At 38.2% G+C, this 21,364-nt stretch carries 27 protein-coding genes and 1 tRNA gene; 19 read left to right on the forward strand and 9 right to left on the reverse strand.

Annotation, left to right across the window (positions count from 1 at the left end; genetic code table 11):
* Positions 1 to 95 precede the first annotated feature (95 nt).
* Positions 96 to 935 carry a 30S ribosomal protein S2 gene (gene rpsB / locus VB691_RS07725; protein ID WP_323290894.1) on the reverse strand — a complete coding sequence of 280 codons (840 nt, stop codon included), beginning with the start codon at positions 933 to 935 and terminating at the stop codon, positions 96 to 98.
* Between the two features lie 191 nt (positions 936 to 1,126).
* On the opposite strand from rpsB, the gene VB691_RS07730 reads away from it, so the two are divergent.
* From VB691_RS07730 to VB691_RS07775, 10 genes are all read left to right on the forward strand, one after another.
* The gene (locus VB691_RS07730; protein WP_323291024.1) at positions 1,127 to 1,558 is read left to right on the forward strand and encodes a molybdenum cofactor biosynthesis protein MoaE; all 432 of its coding nucleotides are present in this window, start codon (positions 1,127 to 1,129) and stop codon (positions 1,556 to 1,558) included.
* Complete coding sequence (locus VB691_RS07735) at positions 1,555 to 1,863, forward strand: (2Fe-2S) ferredoxin domain-containing protein (protein ID WP_323290895.1); 309 nt, start codon at positions 1,555 to 1,557, stop codon at positions 1,861 to 1,863. Before VB691_RS07730 ends, VB691_RS07735 begins: the two co-directional genes overlap by 4 nt.
* Positions 1,864 to 1,930: 67 nt before the next feature.
* The gene (locus VB691_RS07740; protein ID WP_323290896.1) at positions 1,931 to 3,172 is read left to right on the forward strand and encodes a bifunctional sterol desaturase/short chain dehydrogenase; all 1,242 of its coding nucleotides are present in this window, start codon (positions 1,931 to 1,933) and stop codon (positions 3,170 to 3,172) included.
* A gap of 26 nt (positions 3,173 to 3,198) precedes the next feature.
* A complete protein-coding gene (locus tag VB691_RS07745) occupies positions 3,199 to 4,020 on the forward strand; it encodes a Uma2 family endonuclease (RefSeq protein WP_323290897.1) in 822 nt (273 codons plus the stop codon).
* A 61-nt stretch (positions 4,021 to 4,081) separates the two neighbouring features.
* A complete protein-coding gene (locus tag VB691_RS07750) occupies positions 4,082 to 4,819 on the forward strand; it encodes a Uma2 family endonuclease (RefSeq protein ID WP_323290898.1) in 738 nt (245 codons plus the stop codon).
* Between the two features lie 139 nt (positions 4,820 to 4,958).
* Positions 4,959 to 5,555, forward strand: a complete 597-nt coding sequence (gene yqeK, locus VB691_RS07755; protein ID WP_323290899.1) for a bis(5'-nucleosyl)-tetraphosphatase (symmetrical) YqeK — start codon at positions 4,959 to 4,961, stop codon at positions 5,553 to 5,555.
* A 56-nt stretch (positions 5,556 to 5,611) separates the two neighbouring features.
* A complete protein-coding gene (gene rsfS / locus VB691_RS07760) occupies positions 5,612 to 6,040 on the forward strand; it encodes a ribosome silencing factor (RefSeq protein WP_323290900.1) in 429 nt (142 codons plus the stop codon).
* A gap of 5 nt (positions 6,041 to 6,045) precedes the next feature.
* Positions 6,046 to 6,546 (forward strand): CGLD27 family protein, encoded by a 501-nt coding sequence (locus tag VB691_RS07765; protein WP_323290901.1) that lies wholly within the window; start codon positions 6,046 to 6,048, stop codon positions 6,544 to 6,546.
* Positions 6,547 to 6,614: 68 nt separating this feature from the next.
* Entirely contained in the window at positions 6,615 to 7,568 is a 954-nt protein-coding gene (locus VB691_RS07770) for an asparaginase (protein WP_323290902.1), read from the forward strand.
* Positions 7,569 to 7,633: 65 nt separating this feature from the next.
* Positions 7,634 to 7,707, forward strand: a tRNA-Met gene (locus tag VB691_RS07775).
* On the opposite strand, the gene purE is transcribed toward VB691_RS07775, so the two are convergent.
* A complete protein-coding gene (gene purE / locus VB691_RS07780; RefSeq protein WP_323290903.1) occupies positions 7,708 to 8,238 on the reverse strand; it encodes a 5-(carboxyamino)imidazole ribonucleotide mutase in 531 nt (176 codons plus the stop codon).
* A gap of 92 nt (positions 8,239 to 8,330) precedes the next feature.
* Here purE and glgA point away from each other — a divergent pair, with 92 nt between their 5' ends.
* Entirely contained in the window at positions 8,331 to 9,767 is a 1,437-nt protein-coding gene (glgA, locus tag VB691_RS07785) for a glycogen synthase GlgA (protein ID WP_323290904.1), read from the forward strand.
* A gap of 67 nt (positions 9,768 to 9,834) precedes the next feature.
* Here glgA and VB691_RS07790 read toward each other — a convergent pair whose 3' ends face one another.
* The 5 genes from VB691_RS07790 to VB691_RS07810 all read right to left on the reverse strand — a co-directional run bounded on the left by VB691_RS07790 (position 9,835) and on the right by VB691_RS07810 (position 14,227).
* A complete protein-coding gene (locus VB691_RS07790; protein ID WP_323290905.1) occupies positions 9,835 to 10,296 on the reverse strand; it encodes a DUF29 domain-containing protein in 462 nt (153 codons plus the stop codon).
* 64 nt (positions 10,297 to 10,360) lie between these two features.
* Positions 10,361 to 11,077 carry a cyanoexosortase B system-associated protein gene (locus VB691_RS07795; protein WP_323290906.1) on the reverse strand — a complete coding sequence of 239 codons (717 nt, stop codon included), beginning with the start codon at positions 11,075 to 11,077 and terminating at the stop codon, positions 10,361 to 10,363.
* A 4-nt stretch (positions 11,078 to 11,081) separates the two neighbouring features.
* Positions 11,082 to 11,990, reverse strand: a complete 909-nt coding sequence (gene crtB / locus VB691_RS07800; RefSeq protein ID WP_323290907.1) for a cyanoexosortase B — start codon at positions 11,988 to 11,990, stop codon at positions 11,082 to 11,084.
* Between the two features lie 54 nt (positions 11,991 to 12,044).
* Positions 12,045 to 13,196 carry a DegT/DnrJ/EryC1/StrS family aminotransferase gene (locus VB691_RS07805; RefSeq protein WP_323290908.1) on the reverse strand — a complete coding sequence of 384 codons (1,152 nt, stop codon included), beginning with the start codon at positions 13,194 to 13,196 and terminating at the stop codon, positions 12,045 to 12,047.
* Positions 13,197 to 13,348: 152 nt separating this feature from the next.
* Complete coding sequence (locus VB691_RS07810; protein WP_323290909.1) at positions 13,349 to 14,227, reverse strand: ABC transporter permease; 879 nt, start codon at positions 14,225 to 14,227, stop codon at positions 13,349 to 13,351.
* Between the two features lie 125 nt (positions 14,228 to 14,352).
* Between VB691_RS07810 and VB691_RS07815 the strand changes: the two genes are divergently transcribed.
* Positions 14,353 to 14,664: a hypothetical protein gene (locus VB691_RS07815; RefSeq protein ID WP_323290910.1), complete on the forward strand. Its 312-nt coding sequence runs from the start codon at positions 14,353 to 14,355 to the stop codon at positions 14,662 to 14,664.
* Positions 14,654 to 14,782: a hypothetical protein gene (locus tag VB691_RS07820; protein ID WP_323290911.1), complete on the forward strand. Its 129-nt coding sequence runs from the start codon at positions 14,654 to 14,656 to the stop codon at positions 14,780 to 14,782. Before VB691_RS07815 ends, VB691_RS07820 begins: the two co-directional genes overlap by 11 nt.
* Before the next feature lie 302 nt (positions 14,783 to 15,084).
* Here VB691_RS07820 and VB691_RS07825 read toward each other — a convergent pair whose 3' ends face one another.
* Together VB691_RS07825 and VB691_RS07830 are read right to left on the reverse strand one after the other, a co-directional pair.
* The gene (locus VB691_RS07825) at positions 15,085 to 15,420 is read right to left on the reverse strand and encodes a XisI protein (RefSeq protein WP_323290912.1); all 336 of its coding nucleotides are present in this window, start codon (positions 15,418 to 15,420) and stop codon (positions 15,085 to 15,087) included.
* On the reverse strand, positions 15,408 to 15,824 hold the full coding sequence (locus VB691_RS07830; protein WP_323290913.1) for an element excision factor XisH family protein: 417 nt from the start codon (positions 15,822 to 15,824) through the stop codon (positions 15,408 to 15,410). The genes VB691_RS07825 and VB691_RS07830 overlap by 13 nt, the downstream gene beginning before the upstream one ends.
* Before the next feature lie 151 nt (positions 15,825 to 15,975).
* Here VB691_RS07830 and hpnA point away from each other — a divergent pair, with 151 nt between their 5' ends.
* The 6 genes from hpnA to VB691_RS07860 all read left to right on the forward strand — a co-directional run bounded on the left by hpnA (position 15,976) and on the right by VB691_RS07860 (position 21,357).
* Positions 15,976 to 16,974: a hopanoid-associated sugar epimerase gene (hpnA, locus tag VB691_RS07835; RefSeq protein ID WP_323290914.1), complete on the forward strand. Its 999-nt coding sequence runs from the start codon at positions 15,976 to 15,978 to the stop codon at positions 16,972 to 16,974.
* A 5-nt stretch (positions 16,975 to 16,979) separates the two neighbouring features.
* Positions 16,980 to 17,726 carry a chemotaxis protein CheW gene (locus VB691_RS07840; protein WP_323290915.1) on the forward strand — a complete coding sequence of 249 codons (747 nt, stop codon included), beginning with the start codon at positions 16,980 to 16,982 and terminating at the stop codon, positions 17,724 to 17,726.
* 3 nt (positions 17,727 to 17,729) lie between these two features.
* Positions 17,730 to 18,197 (forward strand): DUF29 domain-containing protein, encoded by a 468-nt coding sequence (locus tag VB691_RS07845; protein ID WP_323290916.1) that lies wholly within the window; start codon positions 17,730 to 17,732, stop codon positions 18,195 to 18,197.
* A 35-nt stretch (positions 18,198 to 18,232) separates the two neighbouring features.
* The gene (locus VB691_RS07850) at positions 18,233 to 19,213 is read left to right on the forward strand and encodes an ATP-binding cassette domain-containing protein (RefSeq protein WP_323290917.1); all 981 of its coding nucleotides are present in this window, start codon (positions 18,233 to 18,235) and stop codon (positions 19,211 to 19,213) included.
* 28 nt (positions 19,214 to 19,241) lie between these two features.
* Entirely contained in the window at positions 19,242 to 20,636 is a 1,395-nt protein-coding gene (locus VB691_RS07855; protein ID WP_323290918.1) for an aminopeptidase P family protein, read from the forward strand.
* 76 nt (positions 20,637 to 20,712) lie between these two features.
* On the forward strand, positions 20,713 to 21,357 hold the full coding sequence (locus tag VB691_RS07860; RefSeq protein WP_323290919.1) for a Crp/Fnr family transcriptional regulator: 645 nt from the start codon (positions 20,713 to 20,715) through the stop codon (positions 21,355 to 21,357).
* Positions 21,358 to 21,364: the final 7 nt, after the last annotated feature.

The raw sequence follows: 21,364 nt of genomic DNA on the forward strand, positions 1-21,364 counted from the left end.
GAGAGGGAAAAATCATCTCACACCTAACAGTATCTAACCCCCTACATCTCATTACAAGAGGCAGGGGGCCTCGCCCGAAAGACTGTTAAATTCCTTTAGTTATTCTCCTCACCCTCCCCTTCATTATCAGAGAGTTCAGCGTCAATTTCTACGCCTTCGCCTTCATTCTCCTCATCATCTTCATCGTAATCATCGTAGTCCCCTTCAGCGAGACTCTCATCAAACTCCTCGTAGTCTTCTTCTGAGTCTAATTGACCATGACGACCTTCATAGATAGCATCAGCCAATTTACCTAAAATTAACTTAATCGAGCGAATCGCATCATCATTGGCGGGAATAGGAATATCAGCATAGTCGGGATCACAGTTAGTATCCAAGAGAGAAATCATGGGAATTCCCAATTTTTGACATTCTTGAATCGCGTTATATTCCCGTCTTTGGTCAACAATAACCACTATATCAGGGGGCTTACGCATGGTTTTGATCCCCCCCAGGTATTTCTGAAGTTTTCCTAATTCTCGGCGGAGGACAGAGGCTTCTTTTTTGGGACGACGATCAAGTTGTCCACTGCTTTCCATTCCCTCCAACTCTTTCAGGCGTTCTACCCGATTTTTAATGGTTTCCCAATTGGTTAGCATTCCCCCTAACCAGCGTTGGTTCACATAATTAGCCCCACAACGGGAGGCTTCTTGGGCGATAATTCCTGCTGCTTGACGTTTGGTTCCCACAAACAAAAACCGTTTGCCCTGATCAGAGGAGTTACGAACATACTGATAGGCATCTTCCATTAATTGGGCGGTTTGCACCAAATCAATGATATGAACACCATTACGGGCGGTATAAATATAAGGGGCCATCTTGGGGTTCCAACGACGGGTCTGATGACCAAAGTGAACCCCAGACTCTAGCAATTCTGCAAGAGAAACTACTGGCATGATTAATTTTTCTCCTATTTCGGGTTAATCCTCCATCCAGGTGTCTTTCTGATTAGAAACACCCGAAGTCCTGGATGTGCGAGATTTAAAGAACTTTTCTAGGATAACATATTATTTAGTAATTACGTGGTTGTCCTGTCTGTAGGAGTTTAGGCGTGAACAGCAAAATTAACCCCCAAGATAGTGTGAGAATGAGTTTTGCGCCCCTTTCTTTAGATGAGGTGTATAATTTAGCGGATGATCCGGCCAATGGGGCGATCGCCTTAATGAGTGGGACAGTGAGACAACAAACAGAAGGCAAAGCGGTTCGTTATTTAGAATATCAAGCCTATGAACCCATGGCCTTAGAAATTTTTCGTCAAATTGCGGCTACTATTCGTCAACAATGGCCCGATACTAACCGAGTCGTCATTCATCATCGTACCGGACGGCTACAAATTGGAGAAATTAGTGTTTTAGTTGCGGTGGGATGTCCTCACCGGGCCGAAGCGTTTGCCGCTTGTCGTTATGGCATTGATACCTTAAAACATAATGCCCCGATTTGGAAAAAAGAATTTTGGTCTGATGGTTCAAGTACCTGGGTTAGTATTGGGGCCTGCGAAGAAAATACGGTCACATTATGAATAACCTATCGTCTCGATGTATTCTTGTCTGTCAACATTCTTCCTGTCGGGCCTTTGGATCATCTCAAGTTCTGTTTGCATTTCAATTAGCTAAATTACCCCCTGATGTGGTCGTTATGTCTACCGGGTGTCAGGGACAATGTAGTAGTGGGCCAACGGTACGCATTACCCCAGAAGAAATCTGGTATTGTCGGGTACAACCTCAAGATGTGGCCATTATTGTAGAACAACATTTATACGGAGGAAACCCCGTGACTGCAAAACTTCACCCCCGTATTCATCCTAATTTTTCCAGGGACATTTAAGATAGGATAGTATTCTAGAATCAATAAACTTTACTCTCTCACTCGTCAAAGGATTTTTAAATAAGGTATGGATTTGGATAACTTAATCACTATTATTACTCCTGTTATTATTATCTTAGGGACAATTCTTTGGGTAGAAATTGTTCGAGATTGTTATCATGCCCTTTCCCATTATTGGCAACCTTTATATCGTCTTCATTCTTGGCATCATAAGGTTTTTCGACCTGATTTAACCGCAGTAAGTGAAGAAATTTATCGTAAAGCTCACTGGTATAATGATTTACCTGAAGCTTTAGTAATGTTAACTTTAAGTTTTATTCCTGGCTTAATTTTTTCTTGGCAAACTATCCCTTATAGTTGGGTTGCTTGGACGGGTTCTCTTTATACTTTAACCTTTTTATTCGGTGCGATCGCTCGTGGTGCAGGAGTTCCTTATGTGGATGAATTAACAGATCTTACTCATCGTCCTGGGGATTTTACCACTCTTCCGGCCCCTTGGTTTGTTAACCGTCCTTATCATTGGCGACATCATTTTGATAATCAAAAAGCTTACTATAGTGGAACTTTAACATTAGTTGATAAAATCATGGGGACTGCTTTATCTCTTAAAGGTAAAACTATTGGGGTCACTGGTGCATCAGGAACTTTGGGACTTTCTTTGCTCAAAGAATTACACTTAAATGGGGCAAAAGTTATCGCTTTAACTTCTCAAAATAAGCAAATTAGTTTAGAAATATCTGGTCAAGAATTACCTGTTAAAACGTTAACGTGGCAAGTAGGAAAGGAAACAGATTTGATAGATCAACTCACAAAAATTGATATTTTAATTATTAATCATGGTTTGAATGTTCATCAAGAAAGAAGTGAAGAAGCCATCATTAAATCCTATGAAGTTAATACTTTTTCCGGTTGGCGATTAATGGAATGTTTCTTGAAAACCGTTAAAACCAATCAAGATAAAGTTAGAAAAGAAGTCTGGGTTAATACCTCAGAAGCGGAAGTTAATCCCGCTTTAAGTCCCCTTTATGAACTGAGTAAAAGAAGCTTTGGTGACTTAATTACCTTACGGCGTTTAGATGCGCCCTGTGTGGTCAGAAAGTTGATTTTAGGGCCCTTTAAAAGTAATCTAAATCCCATTGGTGTCATGTCAGCAGATTGGGTGGCCAAACAAATTATAAAAGGGGCAAAAAGTGATAATCGTAATATTATTGTCACGATTAATCCTATTACATTTATTGTCTTTCCCGTTAAAGAAATGATGCAGACAATTTACTTTAAATTATTTACCAAAGCAAAGGACAAATTCTAATCATATTATAGTAAGAGGAAACAGTCATGAATGTAACAACAACTTCTCCCAATATTAGTTCTAGTTCATATCTATCATCTTCATCTGAAACAGAATGGGAATTAATGCCTGAACCAGATATTAGTGAGGTAGTGATTGAGGATGAGCAACCAGTGGATAATCTGATTTCAGAAAAACAACAACGTTTATTAACTTCTTCTGCTTATAGTTCTCTTAATGTAGAAATCCCTTTTTTAGTCACGGCAAATGTGGGGTTATTTTATGCTGAAAAAAAACCGCCTTTAGTGCCGGATGTAATGTTAAGTTTAAAGGTAAAATGTCCTGAAGATTGGAGTCAAAAGAAGAACCGTTCTTATTTTACTTGGAATTTTGGTAAATCCCCAGAAATTGCCATTGAAATTGTTTCTAATAAAGTGGGTAATGAATTAGGGAGTAAGTTTAAAAATTATCTAGATGCAGGAGTTGATTATTATGTAATTTTTGATCCTCTAAAATATTTGAGTAAAAATGTTTTACAGGTTTATAAAAAACAAGTATCTAGTTATCAATTACAGGAGGATTATTGGCTAGAAGCAGTCAATTTAGGTTTAACTTTATGGTCAGGGGAATTTGAAGGACAGTTCTACCAACAATGGTTAAGATGGTGCGATAAATCAGGCAATATTTTGTTAACTGGAGATGAAAAATTCGAGTTAGAAAAACAAAGGGCTGAAACTGAAAAACAAAGGGCTGAAACTGAAAAACAAAGGGCTGAAACTGAAAAGCAACGGGCTGAAACTGAAAAACAACGAGCCGATCATCTTGCTCAAATATTAAGAGAACAGGGAATTGATCCTGATCTAATTTGAAAAAAATCCTATAATTATAATAGGACTCTAATTCTACTAATTAACTCTTAAGGAAACAGTGATGAATGTAACAACAACTTCTTCTAATATTAATGATAGCCCCGATCTATCATCTTCATCTGAAACAGAATGGGAATTAATGCCTGAACCAGATATTAGTGAGGTAGTGATTGAGGATGAGCAACCAGTGGATAATCTGATTTCAGAAAAACAACAACGTTTATTAACTTCTTCTGCTTATAGTTCTCTTAATGTAGAAATCCCTTTTTTAGTCACGGCAAATGTGGGGTTATTTTATGCTGAAAAAAAACCGCCTTTAGTGCCGGATGTAATGTTAAGTTTCAGGGTAAAATGTCCTGAAGATTGGAGTCAAAAGAAGAACCGTTCTTATTTTATTTGGAATTTTGGTAAATCTCCAGAAATTGCCATTGAAATTGTTTCTAATAAAGGAGATAATGAATTAGAGAGTAAGCTAGAAGGTTATCTAGATGCAGTAGTCAGTTATTATGTAATTTTTGATCCTTTAAAATACTTGAGTGAAAATGTTTTACAAGTTTATAAAAGACAAGTTGTTCGTTATCAATTACAGGAGAATTATTTGCTAGAAGAACTGAATTTAGGCTTAACTTTATGGTCAGGGGAATTTGAAGGACAGTTTTATGAACAATGGTTAAGATGGTGCGATGGTTCAGGCAATATTTTGTTAACTGGAGATGAAAAGTTCGAGTTAGAAAAGCAAAGGGCTGATCGTCTTGCTCAAATATTAAGAGAACAGGGCATTGATCCTGATACAATTTAATCTTAACTCCTCGTCGTCTAGACATAAAGTAGTTTGCATAGGTAGAGGCGCATTGCTTGCGCCCTATAATTATATTTTGTTAAATCGAAAAAGAATTAGCTACAATGAAAACAGAAATTCTCATAGATCCCAACTTCCTATGCGAGAACAGGTGATTACCTGGTTAAAAGATAATGTTTCTGACCATCGCCTACAACATATTTTAGGGGTAGAACAGCTATGTATAGAATTAGCTCATTGTCATCAAGTTGACCCCCAAAAGGCTGCCCAAGCAGGTTTAATGCACGACTTGGCCAAATTTTTTCCCCCTGTCAAACTCTTAGAAATGGCTAAGAAAGAAATGGCAGAAATTGATCCCGTCTGTGGGACTAACCCCCATTTACTTCATGCTGATGTCAGTGCAATGGTCGCTAGAGATACCTTTAACATTCAAGATGAAGAAATATTAAGTGCTATTCGCAATCATACCTTGGGAAATCCCCAGATGAGCGACCTCAGTTGTATTGTTTTTGTCGCTGATGCCTTAGAACCAAGCCGAGGCCATACCCTAGAATTAGAAGCTATGCGTCAGGTCAGTTGGCAAAATCTTTACAAAAGTGTACAACAAACCTGTGAGTATTCTCTAAAATATTTAATACAGACTCATCGCACAATTCACCCTAGAGCGATCTTAACTCGCAATTGGGCATTACACCTCAGCAAACAACAATTATCTCTAGTGAACAAAAATCCTTAATCTCAGTTAAGCTACGGCTCAAAATACCCTACCCAATTCCTTTAAAATCAAACTTAATGACTAATTACGAACAATTGACCCCCAACCCTTCCACAACTGTAATCGATAATGCCAGTGATCCAGAAACCCAAGCATTAGCAACCATGATCGCCCAAGCAGCAGATGATCGCAAAGCCGATAATATTGTCTTATTAAAAGTGGGCAATGTTTCCTACTTAGCCGATTATTTTGTAATTATTACCGGATTTTCCAGCACTCAGGTAAAAGCCATTGCTGAGGCAATAGAACATCAAGTCGCCCAAACTTATAATAGGTTGCCCCTACGCACAGAAGGAAAACGGGAAGGTAACTGGGTATTGCAAGACTTTGGAGAAGTGATAGTTCATATTTTCTTGCCTGAGGAGCGGGAATTTTATAACCTAGAAGCATTCTGGGGTCACGCTGAACGTCTAGAATTTTCATCCGAGGAAGTTACAAGACTATAAGCATTATGCGGGAATCATCGATACAAGTTTGTCCTGTCCCAACGGAACAACAACCAGTTAACGAATATGAGTCCTTAAAAGAATCTTGGTTATTTCGCTGGGCTACCCTAGAAAAAGGAGACTTTTGGCGTAAAATAGCTTGGATCTGGGCCATCGGCTGGCTTATGGCTAGTCCGATCGCGGCGGCTAGTTTTCCCCCACAAAAATACTTACTCCTCTTTGCCCTGTCTAGTAATTTAGGAGCAGGTTTGATTCTCGGATTGATTTTGTTACAGTTGTATTTGGGCTGGCGTTATGTCAGCGATCGCCTGAGCAAAGAAACGATATTTTATGAGGAGTCAGGCTGGTATGATGGTCAAACTTGGCCTAAACCCCCGGAAATGTTAACCCGCGATCGCCTGATTGTTTCCTACCAAGTCGCCCCCATTTTACAACGCTTAGTCCGTACTGCGGGAATTTTAGCTTTGTTGATGATGGGTGATAGTATGGTTTGGTTATGTTTGTAAGACTGATGAAAAGGTCAATCACAGCCATAGAACCAATTTATCCTAAAATTCCTTAAATTTAATATCCCATGACCAGAGGAAAACGCCACTCCGCGCCCAAAATAGAAGTTCACTTACTTCGAGAAGGTATCATCGAATCAACCCATTTTGTTGAAGCGACTGTCTCTGATGATCGGGGACGGGTGTTATCCGTTGCGGGAAGTTCAGAAACAACGGCTTTTGTCCGCTCTGCTCTTAAACCCTTCCAAGCTTTAGCCGTCATCGCTACCGGAACCCTGGAACGCTATGATTTGAATGATAAAGATTTAGCGATCATCTGTAGTTCCCATCAAGGCAATGTAGAACAAGCGCGACAAGTCTTTAATGTTCTCTGGCGGGCTGATATTGATCCCAGTGCCTTACAATGTCCTATTCCAGAAGGTAGCAATAGTCCCCTTCAGCATAATTGTTCAGGTAAACACTCAGGAATGTTAGCCATTTGTCAACAACGCAATTGGCCTCTTAATACCTATTTGCGTCGGTCTTCTCCCGTTCAACAACTAATTTTAGGCAAAATTGCCGAATTATTGGGAATGCCAGGAGATGAATTAATTGGGGCCCATGACGACTGTGGGGCCCCGACTTATTCCATGAAATTGGGACAAATGGCCCATCTCTATGCTCAGTTAGCTTCAGGTAATAGTCTTGATCTTGAACGAATTTTGCGATCGATGACCTATTATCCAACGATGGTAGCAGGGGAAGGGTCTTTTGATACGGAATTGATGCGCTTGACAGAAGGAGAATTAGTCAGTAAGTCAGGAGCAGAAGGCATTCAATGTATTGGACGGGTTGGGGAAGGGATGGGATTAGCCATTAAAGTCGTTGATGGCTCAAAACGGGCGAAAAGTGCGGTTGCGCTCCATCTTTTGCGACAAATGGGATGGCTTTCTCCCAGTGTGGCAGAAACCCTAGGGGAGCAATTTATGATTTTGAGTAATTACAAACGGTTAGAAGTCATTGGAGACTTATCAATGCTCTGAATTAAATTAATTTTCTCAAAACCCTTGCCATTTAGAATAACTTGTTGTTATACTAGGAAAGGCGACGCGGGATAGAGCAGTCTGGTAGCTCGTCGGGCTCATAACCCGAAGGTCGGTGGTTCAAATCCGCCTCCCGCCATTACTCACTCATTTGTTTTAGATAGGCTTCATACCCTAATTGTTCCAGGGTAGTTTGTTTATCTAAGACCATCTGTTTGAGGGTTTGACGATATTGTTGCACCTGAGCAAGTAAAGCAGGATTGTGGGACGCTAAAATTTGGATAGCGAGTAATCCGGCATTTTGAGCATTACCAATGGCCACAGTAGCAACAGGAATGCCTCTGGGCATCTGAACGATAGAATAGAGGGAGTCTACCCCTTGTAAGTGACGAGTGGGAACAGGCACACCAATAACAGGGAGAGGGGTCAAAGATGCCACCATACCTGGTAGATGGGCCGCTCCTCCTGCACCAGCAATAATGACCTTAAGTCCTCGCTCATGGGCGGTTTGTGCATAGTTTACCATTTTTTCAGGGGTACGATGAGCCGAGACAATAGCCACTTCCCAAGGGATATCAAAGTCTTGACAAACGGCGATCGCTGCTTTCATCGTGGGCAAGTCTGAGTCACTGCCCATGATAATGCCAATTAGTGCAGATGAATCGGTCATAATTTAAGTTGATTGTAATTTAGAAAGTATATTACAGGTAGCTAGTCCCCTATAATCCTAGAGAGTGCCAAGAGAGGGAACAATTAGCAACAATGCGAATTTTATTTGTTGGGGCCGAAGTGGCCCCTTTAGCCAAAGCGGGCGGAATGGGGGATGTAATTGGAGCTTTACCCAAAGTATTACATCAATTAGGCTATGATGTGCGGATTCTCATGCCTTATTACGGTTTTCTTGCCGATAAAATCGAGATTCCCAAAGAACCGATCTGGCGGGGAAATGCTATGTTTCAGGAATTTGCAATTTATGAAACCACCCTCCCTGATAGTAATGTTCCTCTCTATTTATTGGGACATCCTGTCTTTTTACCCCGTCGTATTTATGGCGGTGAGGATGAATATTGGCGGTTTACTTTCTTTGCCAATGGGGCGGCAGAATTTGCCTGGAATTACTGGAAACCTGACATTATCCATTGTCATGACTGGCATACAGCGATGATTCCTGTCTGGATGCACCAATCTTCTGATATTACTACCGTTTTCACCATTCATAACTTAGCCTATCAAGGGCCGGGTCGGGGCTTTTTGCAACAAACGACTTGGTGTCCCTGGTATATGGAAGGGGATAACGCCATGGCTGCAGGAATACAATTTGCAGGACGGGTGACGACGGTTTCCCCAACTTATGCCCAACAAATTCAAACCCCTGTCTATGGCGAGAAATTAGAGGGGTTATTGTCTTATGTTCATGAGAATTTAGTGGGCATTCTCAATGGCATTGAGATGGACATTTATAACCCTGCTAATGATAGGTTTATTTATCAGCCTTTTAGCCCTGATACCTTGGAAAAACGGACGGCTAATAAAATTGGCCTACAGGAAGAAACGGGGCTAGAAGTCAATAAAAATGCCCTATTAATGGGGATGGTGACTCGTTTAGTCGAACAAAAGGGCATTGATTTAGTGCTGCAAGTGTTAGATCGCTTTCTGGCCTATACTGATGCTCAATTGATTGTTTTAGGTAGTGGCGATCGCTATTATGAAAGTCAATTATGGCAATTAGCTTCCCGTTTTCGGGGTCGGGTGTCAGTGCAACTTTTGTATAATGATGCCCTTTCCCGACGCATTTATGCGGGGTCAGATGTCTTTTTAATGCCTTCTCGTTTTGAACCCTGTGGTATTAGTCAACTGTTGGCCATGCGCTATGGTTGTGTACCTATTGTGCGACGAACTGGGGGTTTAGTGGATACGGTGGGTTTTTATGATCCCATTAATGAAACAGGAACGGGTTATTGTTTTGATCGCTATGAACCCTTAGACTTATTAACTTGTATGATTCGGGCCTGGGAAGGTTTTCGGTTTAAAGCTGATTGGGCTAAACTACAACAAAGGTGCATGAATCATGATTTCAGTTGGTACAAGGCTACTGCTGAATATATTAAGGTGTATAAAGAAGTGAAGGGACATTCTGGAGAGTTGAGTGAGGATGAACAAAACAAATTAGCTGCTTTAATCAAAGGAACTGTTTTGTGAATTAGAGAATAGGGGTCAACGGTTGTTGGCCTCTAATGATTTTATATTGGAGCAATTAATATTATGATTAGGGCAAAAAGTCAGGATTAAGAATATCCTCTTTTGTAAAAGGACAAGTTTTGGGAAAGATATTTAAAGGTAATTGTGTCTCTGTTTTCGCATCTTGTCGAGCATCTTGATAGCATTCGTCAAACACCTCATCAAAATAGCGTTTTAAGCTCGGATTTCTTTTAAATGTCCGTAATAAACGTCTTCGATGTTCAACAATACTGGATCGCCAACTATTGCTATCTTGTCTTTTTTCTGGTTGATACTGATATTTTAACAGGTGCATTAAGAGAATCGTCAAATTACTTTCAACCGCCTCCTTTTGACTTTTACCCATGTCTTTAATTTCTTCGATTAAATTATCTAAATCTAATCGATCAAAAGAGCGATCGCTTAATAATTTAACCGTTTCTTCTAGCCAGATTTGGTAATCTTTTTCATACAACAATTGAAGGGATGAAGTAACAGATTTTATGTTCATGATTCTCCCGCTTACAAAAGATTATGATTACAACATATTATTTTGTTTTTATTGACTTTAAACATTAATTTTTCTTGATATCAAAAACATCTTTTTCCAGGGTCGTTTGTACGGTTTGACCAATGGATTTTGCTAAAGCTTCCATGTCTTTCAATTCTCCTAAAGGTTCCATAGGAATTTTAACAGAAACTACGATCCAAGGTACTCTTTTACGATGCAATTGAGCTTTTTGATCAGCCCAAAACCATTGAGAGGGCGCATAATTTCCCCCTCCTGGCCAAGCATACCATTGAAGAATAGCATAAGTTTTATTATTCCAAGCTTGAAACCAACGGGCCGTGACTGAATATTTTGGGTCAGTATCTGAAGAAAATTTCAGGGTTTTGTAATCATCGGTTTTCCATTTTTCTACCCCTTGTAAATCTACCCATTCTACTTGAGGATGATTTTTGTAATAATTTTGGGGCATCATGGCAACCGTAACAGGTTCTTGTCCTGGTTTTTCAATGACTTGAAATGACCAACGGGCCTTACTAATCATAATTTTTTGTTGGTCAATTGTTTGCCATCCAGGAAAATTTAATGGGGTTGTTGGAATCTTCCTCATTTGTTCAACTTCAGGGACAAGAGGTAAATCAGACCAAGACCATTTTCCTGTAAAATAACTGGGAAGTGCGACAAAAATGATTGCCAAACTTAGAAGACACAATATGACAATTTGAGAAGAAAAAATACCCTTCTTAAATTTTAACATACCCACCGATGGGATTATTTTAGACATAAAACTATTCATTAAAGTTATCATCCTTTTCATCAGAGATTATCATCGAGCTTTCTTCAAAACGATCCAGGGACCAATTCAGTCCAATAATTACGATTAGCATTCCTGTTGAATAGATATCACCTCCCCATCCATCATGAAGAATTTCAAAGGCTTTATGTTGACCATTACCATGAAATACTGCTAACAATGTATTACGAATAATGTTGGCAAGGGTACTAATGATTAATGCACCACTCAGAAGGGTAATAACTCGACCACGATCACTTATTTTACCTGTCCAATGTAATAGTAATAAACTAACATATAAACTGGTAAATAACATTTTTAATCCGGCACAATAGGGGGCAACTTCCACAGGAATGTTATTGACATAGAGATAAATTCCATCGACTTGACTATTAACTCTTAATTGTTGTAAAAGAAACCCCGCCATGGCCGCAATGAATTTTTGTAAGGGTAAGGTATAAGGAGTTAAAAGGTAAGGAATTGAATTAGGGGTTGCGAGTAAGATTAATAGTAAAGGAAACCCATTAAGTCTTAAGCCTGGCATTCCTTTCAACCAGAGCATAACTCCTGTAATTATAATCGGGAATGAGATCGCAACTAATTCGGCCGAACCTGTTATATAAAAAGCCAGTCCTAAAGCAAGCAAAAAACCACCCAGAGGATGATTTTTATTAGGTAATTTTTGCCATTGGTGACGATTTTTACCAAAGATAAGATAAGTGGCATAGGGGAAACCAATCAGAGCATGGCTAAAGTATTCGTGTTCAATATTAATACTCTTATTTAACCAGCCGTCATACCAATATAAAAGAATTGGAATATAGAGAATAGCCAGGAAAGCAATAATTAAAACATTGCCTAGGTTTCGTTCAAGAAATGGAGGTATTTTTTGGGTTATTTGCATTTTAAAGAACCTATAGCCAGGATAATTTATTGAGCAAGAAAAGCGAACAAACAGTTAATAATTACGTTTACTTATTAGTAAGGAAAGTTGTTCAATCACCCAATTAGTATGTTCTGAACTGATTCCAGGATACATGGGTAAGGATAAAATTTCATTACAGAGGGTTTCTGAGTGAGGAAAGTCTCCTAATTGATAGCCTAACCCTTTATAACCTGGTTGTAAATGACAAGGAATCGGATAGTGAATACCTGTTTGAATACCCCTTTTTAGCAGATCGTCTTGTAGGTTTTCCCGATTCAAAGTACAAGTATCATGAATACGGATCACATAAAGGTGATAAACATGACCGCGATCGCTTAAATTTTGAATGGGGACAATTCCTTTGTCTGCTAATGATTGTAAACCCTGATCATAGTTTTTGGCCGCTTGATTTCTTAATTTATTCCATTGAGCAAGATGGGGTAATTTAACTTGTAAAATGGCCGCCTGTAAGGTGTCTAAACGGCTATTTATCCCAATTTGAGTATGATAATATTTACTGGGTGCGCCATAATTCCGCAAGGTACGAACATTTTGGGCAACTTCTTCATCAGACGTAATTAACATTCCCCCATTACCAAAAGCCCCTAAATTTTTACTAGGATAGAAACTAAAGGCCGCTGCTTTGCCAATAGATCCGGCTGTATAGCCTTCTCGTTCGGCTAGGTGTGCCTGGGCTGCATCTTCAAAGATAATTAAATTATAAGCTTGGGCAAAGTCTAATAATTGGCTAGGGGATACCATTTGGCCGTATAAATGGACGGGAACTATGGCTTTGGTTTTAGGGGTGATGGCTTTGGCCGCGGCATTTAAGTCAATTAGGGCGGTTTCTGGGTCACAATCTACTAAAATGGGGGTTGCACCAGATTTTATCACCCCGATCACTGTGGCAATAAAGGTATTAGCCGGGACAATTACTTCATCTCCTTCATTAATACCACAGGCTTGCAGTCCTAGGGCGATCGCATCTGTACCGGAGGCAACCCCAACCCCATAATTAACCCCAGAAGCATGAGCAAATTCGGTTTCAAACTCCCTTAAAGCTTGTCCTAAGACGAAATCTCCCCGTTTTACTACGGTTTCTATGGCTTTTTCTATGTCAGCTTGTAAGGGTTGGTGTTGGATCGTTAAATCAACAAATGGGACATTTTTGGACAGTACAGTCATGGATAATTTGTTTATTGAAAGAGAATGTTTGATATTAAGGGCATAATCTATTATGCCCCTACATTATTTAAAAATTATAGTGCGATGTGCAGAAAATAGGGAACAAAAGAAATTTTTGACTTTTTCTTTCTTTTACTTCCTCTCAAGAGGCCTTAGCGGCGCGTTTTGGGGTCAAAAGCATCCCGTAAACCATCTCCAATATAGTTGATACTTAAAACCGTGAGAAAGATGGCTAAACCAGGAAAAAATGCCATGTGGGGGGCTGTTGTTAGATAATCTTTGGCTTGAAATAACATTTGTCCCCAAGTTGGTACATCAGGGGGAAATCCTAAACCTAAAAAACTTAGGGTAGACTCGGTAATGATGCTATTGCCTACCCCTAATGTAGCGGCGACAATAATAATGCTTAAAACATTGGGTAAAATATGCACGCGAATGATGTGACTTGGGGTGGCCCCTAAGGTGGTTGCTGCGTCAACAAATCCCATTTCTCTTAATCTTAATACGCTACCTCTAACCAGTCGCGCTACAGACATCCAGTTGAGTCCCCCAATAACAATTACAACGAGCATAAATATACCTAATTCTGGGCCGGCAATGGTTTTTATGGGTTCTCGAAACAGGTAGACAATTAATAATAATAGGGGTAATTGGGGTAGGGCTAAAAATAGGTCGGTTACACGCATTAATGAGTTGTCAATTATGCCGCCATAAAATCCGGCGATCGCCCCGATGGTTGTGCCGAGAAAAATGGCGACTAACATGGCAGAAATGCCGACAGTTAAGGAAATTCTACCCCCAAATAATACCCTAGCTAAGATATCTTGTCCGAGGGAGTTTGTACCGAATATATGGGTTAAATTAGGAGGGCTACTGGACTGGGTAAAGTCAATTTTATCAATGGGAGTTTGATAAATAAGGGGGCCAATAAGGATGGCGAGAATTATTATTATTAGGGTGATCAGTCCGAAAATTGCTAGGCGATCGCGTTTTAATTTTTGCCAGAGGTTGTTAATAGGGTTTAGGTTCATTTTTCATAGTATAATATTAAATAGGCGTTTAATTTATTTTTATAGATGTTAATTCTTTTACCACATTTTAAACGTTTTGTCAAGTTTTTTGTTTCATTTTATCTAATATTTTTGAGTGAATTATTATGAGTTTGTGGCGACGTATTCTGACAGTTATTAATTCTGATGCTGATATTAATTGGGGTGAAACGGTTAAGGGTGGTGTAGAAGCAAGTGACAAGATATTTGCTTTAGCTGAAGCGGTTAATAAGAAGGATAATAAAGCTTTTTTAACAGCTATTTCTCCTTGTTTAGAACAGACTGCTTCTTTGTTAGATGTGCTTAATTCTCCTTTGGGAGAAGTGGTTAAGTCGAGTATTCCTTTTATTGGTATTGCAACAGGTTTATTAGGGTTTGTTATTGAAAAGACCAAAGAAGATTTATCGATTGAAAGCTAACGCCTACCTCAGTAACGCCAACCTTGAAGACATCAGATGGAATAAACAAACCAAGTGGGAAGGAGTCAAGGGGTTAGAAACCGCCAAAAATGTTCCAACGGCATTGCCCGTATTGTAAAGTTTAAATGCCTAAGTTTATTCTTAAAATAGTTCAAAGGGCAGTCATTAAGTCAATGAAAATTATGATAATGTTAGAAAATTTAAAAGAAAAACTATAGCAATCAGGTTTCAATTGTGAGAAAATTAGGAGGAGGATTTAACAGTGTTAAATCCCTACAAGGGTATATTTGTAGGGACATAATACCATTATGTCCTAGTATGTTTTTGCTTCTCACATATCATTACTGATTGCTATAGAAGCTTATAAACCCATGCTTCTCAAAAAAAACAAGAGTTTTTGCTCAAATTTATCCCTAAATCTTAACCAACAGCAAACTCGGTGAATTTCCGAATATCTGGAGTATGAAACGCTAAAACAATATCACTTTTAGGGATACCTGCTGCTACTAATTCATTGGCAATGCCATCTTCAGTATTATCACATTGAATCCAAATTTTATTGTTAATAATTTCCAGATGAATTAAACAACTATGAAGATGTTCTTGATTATTCCATCCTTCAGAAATAATTAAATATTGGTCTGTTTCTTCGTCAAAAGCTGCCCGGTTACGGACTTTAACATTAGCGTAAGAAATATTAAGATAAGGGGTTAGAACTTGACGAATAATTTGCCGATATTTTTCTAATTTATCCATTGGGTAATCATCTCCTGTTCAGGGTCAAAAATAATTAGTTTTAGAGTGTTATCCTCTAATAATATTTGTCCTATTTCTTGACTAAATAAGCGGCGAAATATTGCTGATCTAATGGCTAAATAAAGAATACGTTCTGAAAATTGACGCTTAAGAATTTTCTCATAGAGAATATATTGTCCTAATGCGTTTTTTAGATCTTCTACTTCTGATGTACCAACAAAACTTTTAACTTCTACAGCAATTTTTTGTCCTTTTTTGTCAGCTACTAATAGTTTATCGGCTGCTATGTCAATAAAGATGTCTTTGTTACCTATTTTAAGGCTTAAGGGGTCATTGGTAATTGTCCACCCATCCTTAATTAGTGCATTTTTTACTGTATCATGATAAATATCTTTGGCGGGCATAAGTAAAAATAATTAGGGATTAATTATTAAGCCTAGTGAGGAAAGGACAATCTCCAGTTTAATTATAGCTTATTATGAGATATATTAAAAGTAGAGAGTGCATCGACCTACAGATTTTATACTCAAGCTAGTTAATTAAGTGTAATATTTTATGAGTATCAAAGCATTTGTTACGGGAGGAACGGGATTTATTGGGGCAAACTTGGTTAGACTTTTATTGGAAGAAGGCTATCAAGTTCGTGCTTTAGTGCGTCCCCAAAGTTCCTTAGACAACCTGAAAAATCTTGATGTTGAAATCATTAAAAGTGACCTCAATGATCCCAAGTTATCTAATAAAATAAAAGGCTGTCAGGTACTCTTTCATGTAGCAGCCCATTATTCCTTATATCAAGCCGATAAAAACCAATTATATCAAAGTAATGTGTTAGGAACCCGTTCTATTTTAGCCGCCGCAAAACAAGCAGGAATTGAACGCATTGTTTACACCAGTTCCGTTGCTGCTATTGGGGTAGGAAACCCTGGTGAAATTGTTAATGAAACCCATCAAAGTCCTGTGGAAAAATTAGTCGGACATTACAAAAAATCCAAATATTGGGCTGAACAAGAAGCCTACCAAGCTGTTAAAAAGGGTCAAGATATTGTTATTGTTAATCCTAGCACTCCTATTGGCCCTTATGACATTAAACCAACCCCCACAGGAGAGATCATTTTACGGTTTTTACGCCGTCAAATGCCCGCTTATGTTAACACAGGATTAAATTTAATTGATGTGCGAGACGTAGCGCGGGGTCATCTGTTAGCATTAGAAAAAGGGAAGACGGGGGAACGTTATATTTTAGGCAACCAAAACCTAACTTTAAAAGCCCTATTAGATGAATTATCAACCTTAACAGGACTAGACGCACCCCAACAAACCTTACCCCTCTGGCTACCCTTAACTGTCGCTTGGATAGAGGAATATTTACTCTCTCCCTTGGGAAAAAAACCCTCAATTCCTATCGATGGTGTGAAGATGTCTAAACAACCAATGTATTATGATGCTTCCAAAGCAATTAATGAATTAGGGTTGTCTCCTTCTCCGATTAAAAATGCTCTCCAAGATGCCGTTAATTGGTTTATTAATCATGAATATGTTGCACCTAACCGTTAAAGATTATGAATACTTATATTAACCAATGTTGGAATAAAATTGGGGTTTATGGTGATAGTTCTTGCCCTGAATTAAAAACCGTTATCCACTGTCGTAATTGTGCTATTTATGGGGCAGCAGGACGCAATTTATTGCAACGACAGTCTCCTGAAGGATATGTTGAAGAATGGACAGATTTATTAGCCAAAGACTGGCAAGAAATAGCCTCAAAAGCTGATTTAAACAAGCAAGAATCCTTAATAAATGAGTCTCTTGGATTAATTGTTTTTAGACTTGCTCAAGAGTGGTTAGCCTTACCTGTTTGGGTGGTTAAAGAAATAACTCATGTTTTTCCGATTCATACTTTACCTCATCGCAGTAATCATGTTTTTGCGGGAATTGTTAATATTCGAGGTGAGATTTTAATGTGTATTTTACTGCGAAATCTTTTGGGTTTATCTACCATGAATTTTAATGAAGATAATCAATCATCAAAGTTATCAAAATATGACAAATATGACATGATTCCTGTTATTTATCAACGAATGGTCGTCCTTGAAATTCAAGGCAACCGTTGGGTATTTCCTGTTGATGAAATATTAGGAGTTTATCGATTTTCTAGTGATCAATTAAAAGATGCACCTGTTGTTATATCTAAAACCCCTGATACTTATACAAAAAAAATATTATCTTGGCAAGGAAAACAGATCAACTATTTAGATTATGAATTAGTCTTTTATGAATTGCTATTCTATACTTTAAATCGGGCTTAAAACATGAGCAGCAAACAAATTTCAATCACAGAAATCAATCATCTTAAAGAACTCTATGAAACCAATTACATAACCTGGCTAGAGGAAACGATAAAACTTCTCAAAACTTGTCAACTAGACAAGCTTGATTATGAAAACTTAATTGAGGAATTAGAAGACTTGTCTAAACGAGAAAAAAGGAGATTGAGAAGTTTATTAGAACAAATTATTAGGCACTTACTTATGGCTCAATATTGGGAGTCAGAAAGGACAAATAATTATTATCATTGGTTGGCTGAAATTGTTAGTTTTCGTAATCAACTTAATGAAGATTTAACGACGAATTTATATCAATACCTACAAGGCAATTTACCCATAATCTACAGTCATGCTGTCGATTATGTTAAACTAAAAGCCAATCTAACTACTTTGCCGGATACTTGTCCTTATACGTTGGAAAACTTAATCGATAAAAATTGGTTGCCCAAATAATTAGTCAAAACCCATTTCAAATATGAATGATAATCATGTCTACTATTGTTGTTAAAAATCTTAGCAAAGTTTATAAAGTCGCCGTCAAAAAACCAGGAATAAAAGGAACATTAAATCATTTCTTTAACCGTACTTATCGGGAAATAAAAGCGGTTAAAAATATTTCTTTTACTATTGAATCAGGGGAAATGGTGGGATTTTTGGGTGCAAATGGTGCCGGAAAAACTACCACATTAAAAATGCTCACAGGGCTAATTTATCCCTCAACTGGTGAGATTAAAATTGTGGGATATGTCCCCTTTCGTCGTCAACCCCAATTTCTGACAAAAATGAGTTTAGTAATGGGACAAAAACAACAATTATTATGGGATTTACCAGCCTTAGATTCCCTGAGAATTAATGCGGCAGTTTATCAAATTCCTGAGCAAATTTTTCAGAAAAGACTTAAAGAAATAGCAGAAATGCTATCTATTGAAAAACAATTAACTCAACCTGTTCGTAAGCTTTCTTTAGGTCAAAGAATGAAAGCAGAATTATTAGCAGCTTTATTACATCATCCCCAAGTTTTATTCTTAGATGAACCCACTTTAGGATTAGATATTAATGCTCAAGTTGCTGTCAGAGATTTTTTAAAAGAATATAATCAACGCTATCAAGCTACTATCTTATTAACCAGTCATTATATGGCTGATATTACCGCTTTATGTAAACGAGTTTTATTGATTCATGAGGGCGAATTGATCTATGATGGAAGCTTAGATCAATTAGTCGAAAAATTTGCTCCCTATCGAGAGGTTAAACTTGAATTAGCTGAGGCAGTTTCTTATGAACAATTAGCAATTTATGGCGAAATTGAAAGTATACAAGGTCAAGAGGTTCGCTTTCTCGTAAAACAAGAAAAGCTAACAGCAACTATCGCCCAAATTTTAGCCCAATTACAGGTTATTGATCTTAATATAACTGATCCTCCTCTTGAGGAAATTATCGGGCGACTTTTTCAAACAGGAAATGTGTAAAATAAGTAATAACTAATAAGTAATAAATATGAATGATTTTTTAATAAATACCTTGCAACAACGGAGACAAAAATTAGCCGAATTAATTGATCAACCTGCTATTTTATGGTCAGGGAAAGCCTTATCTCGTAATTTTCGGGCTAACCGTTACCCTTTTCGTGCTAGTAGTCATTTTCTCTATTTTACGGGCTTAAACCTTGAAAATGCGGCAATTCTTCTCAACAATGGCAACCTAAAGCTATTCATGGACAACCCATCTCCTGATAGTAGCCTATGGCATGGAGAAACGCCCACTAGAGAGGAGATAGCGGCGCAAATTGGGGCAAATCAAGCCTATCCTCTCACAGAATTAGCTAAATATACCACAAATGCCCTAACAATTCCCGTCCAAGATGTCACAACCTATCAACAACAATGGGAAACTCTTAACCGTTCTTTTTCTCCCCAAAATTCCCTTATCGCCCTTGATTTTGACCTAAAAAAAGCTATTATTACCCTAAGACTTACCCATGATCAAGCCGCTTTAATAGAAATAAAAAAGGCGGTAAATGTTGCAATAGAAGCTCATAAAATAGGCATGAAAGTCACAAAAAATGCCCAAACAGAAGCCCAAATCAGAGGCGCAATGGAGGGATATATTATAGGACAAAACATGACTTGTGCTTACAATAGTATTGTTACAGTTCATGGGGAAGTTTTACATAATGAACATTACCATCATCATTTACAATCAGGTGATTTATTATTAGCAGATGTTGGGGCAGAAACCTCTTTAGGATGGGCTTCAGATATTACCAGAACTTGGCCAGTTAATGGTAAATTTTCCACGACTCAACGGGATATTTATGATCTAGTTTTAGCTGCTCATGATGCTTGTATTGAACAGATTAAACCAGGTAAAGAATATCGAGAAATACATCTATTAGCTGCCCAAATAATTGCGGAAGGATTAGTCAATTTAGGGATTTTGCGAGGCAACCCAGAAACCCTAGTAGAAAAAGATGCCCATGCCCTCTTTTTTCCCCATGGAATCGGTCATTTATTGGGCTTAGATGTGCATGATATGGAAGATTTAGCAGACTTGGCAGGATATGAATTAGGAAGAACCAGAAGTCAACGTTTTGGGTTAGGATATCTCAGATTAGATCGCCCTTTAAAAGCTGGTATGGTGGTGACAATTGAACCAGGATTTTATCAAGTTCCTGCTATTTTAAATAATTCCCAATTTAAAGAAACTTATAACAAGGATATCAATTGGAAAAGATTAGCTCAATTTGCTGATGTCAGAGGGATTCGCATTGAAGATGATATTTTAGTGACAGAAACTGGTGCAGAAATATTAACGAAAAATTTGCCCACTCACCCCCAAAAAATTGAAATTTTAGTTAATTCAGATATTGATTATCAAAATTTAATCTATTGATTACCTAATTTTTACCTTTATCTTATAGGATGATTAATAAAGTATTGTCGTTTGACGGCGGGAAACTAAAATAGAGATGCTGTTAGCTTATAACCCCACTCAACCTCTGTCCCCCCATGAAGTTACAGAGGGCGGGCGACTACACTTTTATGATCGTGGCGAAAATATTCCCCTTGTTAGTGATGGAATTTGGCAAGTTTATCGGGGAATTACTCAATTGAGTCAATTATCTCCTCATGGGGAGGAAATCTTGTTAGGATGGGCCCAACCTTCAACCTTATTTGGGTTATGGTTAACCCAGATGGAATCCTATCAAGCTAAAGCTTTATCTGATGTGTATTTAAAGTGGTATCCTGTTGATGAAATTCAGAATTCTTCTCAGTTAAGTCAAATGGCCCTCACTCAGTTAGTGCGTCGGATGCGACAAACTGAGGCACTTCTGGCCATTGCGGGATTAAAACGGGTGGAAGATCGTCTACAACAATTATTATATTTGCTCAAACAAGAATTAGGTGAACCTGTTAAGGAAGGGACTCGTTTAGGGGTGCGTCTTACCCATCAAAATTTAGCTAGTGCGATTGGAACAACGCGGGTAACGGTGACTCGTTTATTAGGGGACTTTCAACGTCAAGGATGGCTTAGTTTTGATGGCGATCGTCATATTATTATAGCTGAACCTTTTTTAAATAGTAATTTTAAACCTAATATGGGAGATTATTAAGTCAATT

Source organism: Crocosphaera sp. XPORK-15E, assembly GCF_034931425.1.
Lineage (GTDB): Bacteria > Cyanobacteriota > Cyanobacteriia > Cyanobacteriales > Microcystaceae > UHCC-0190.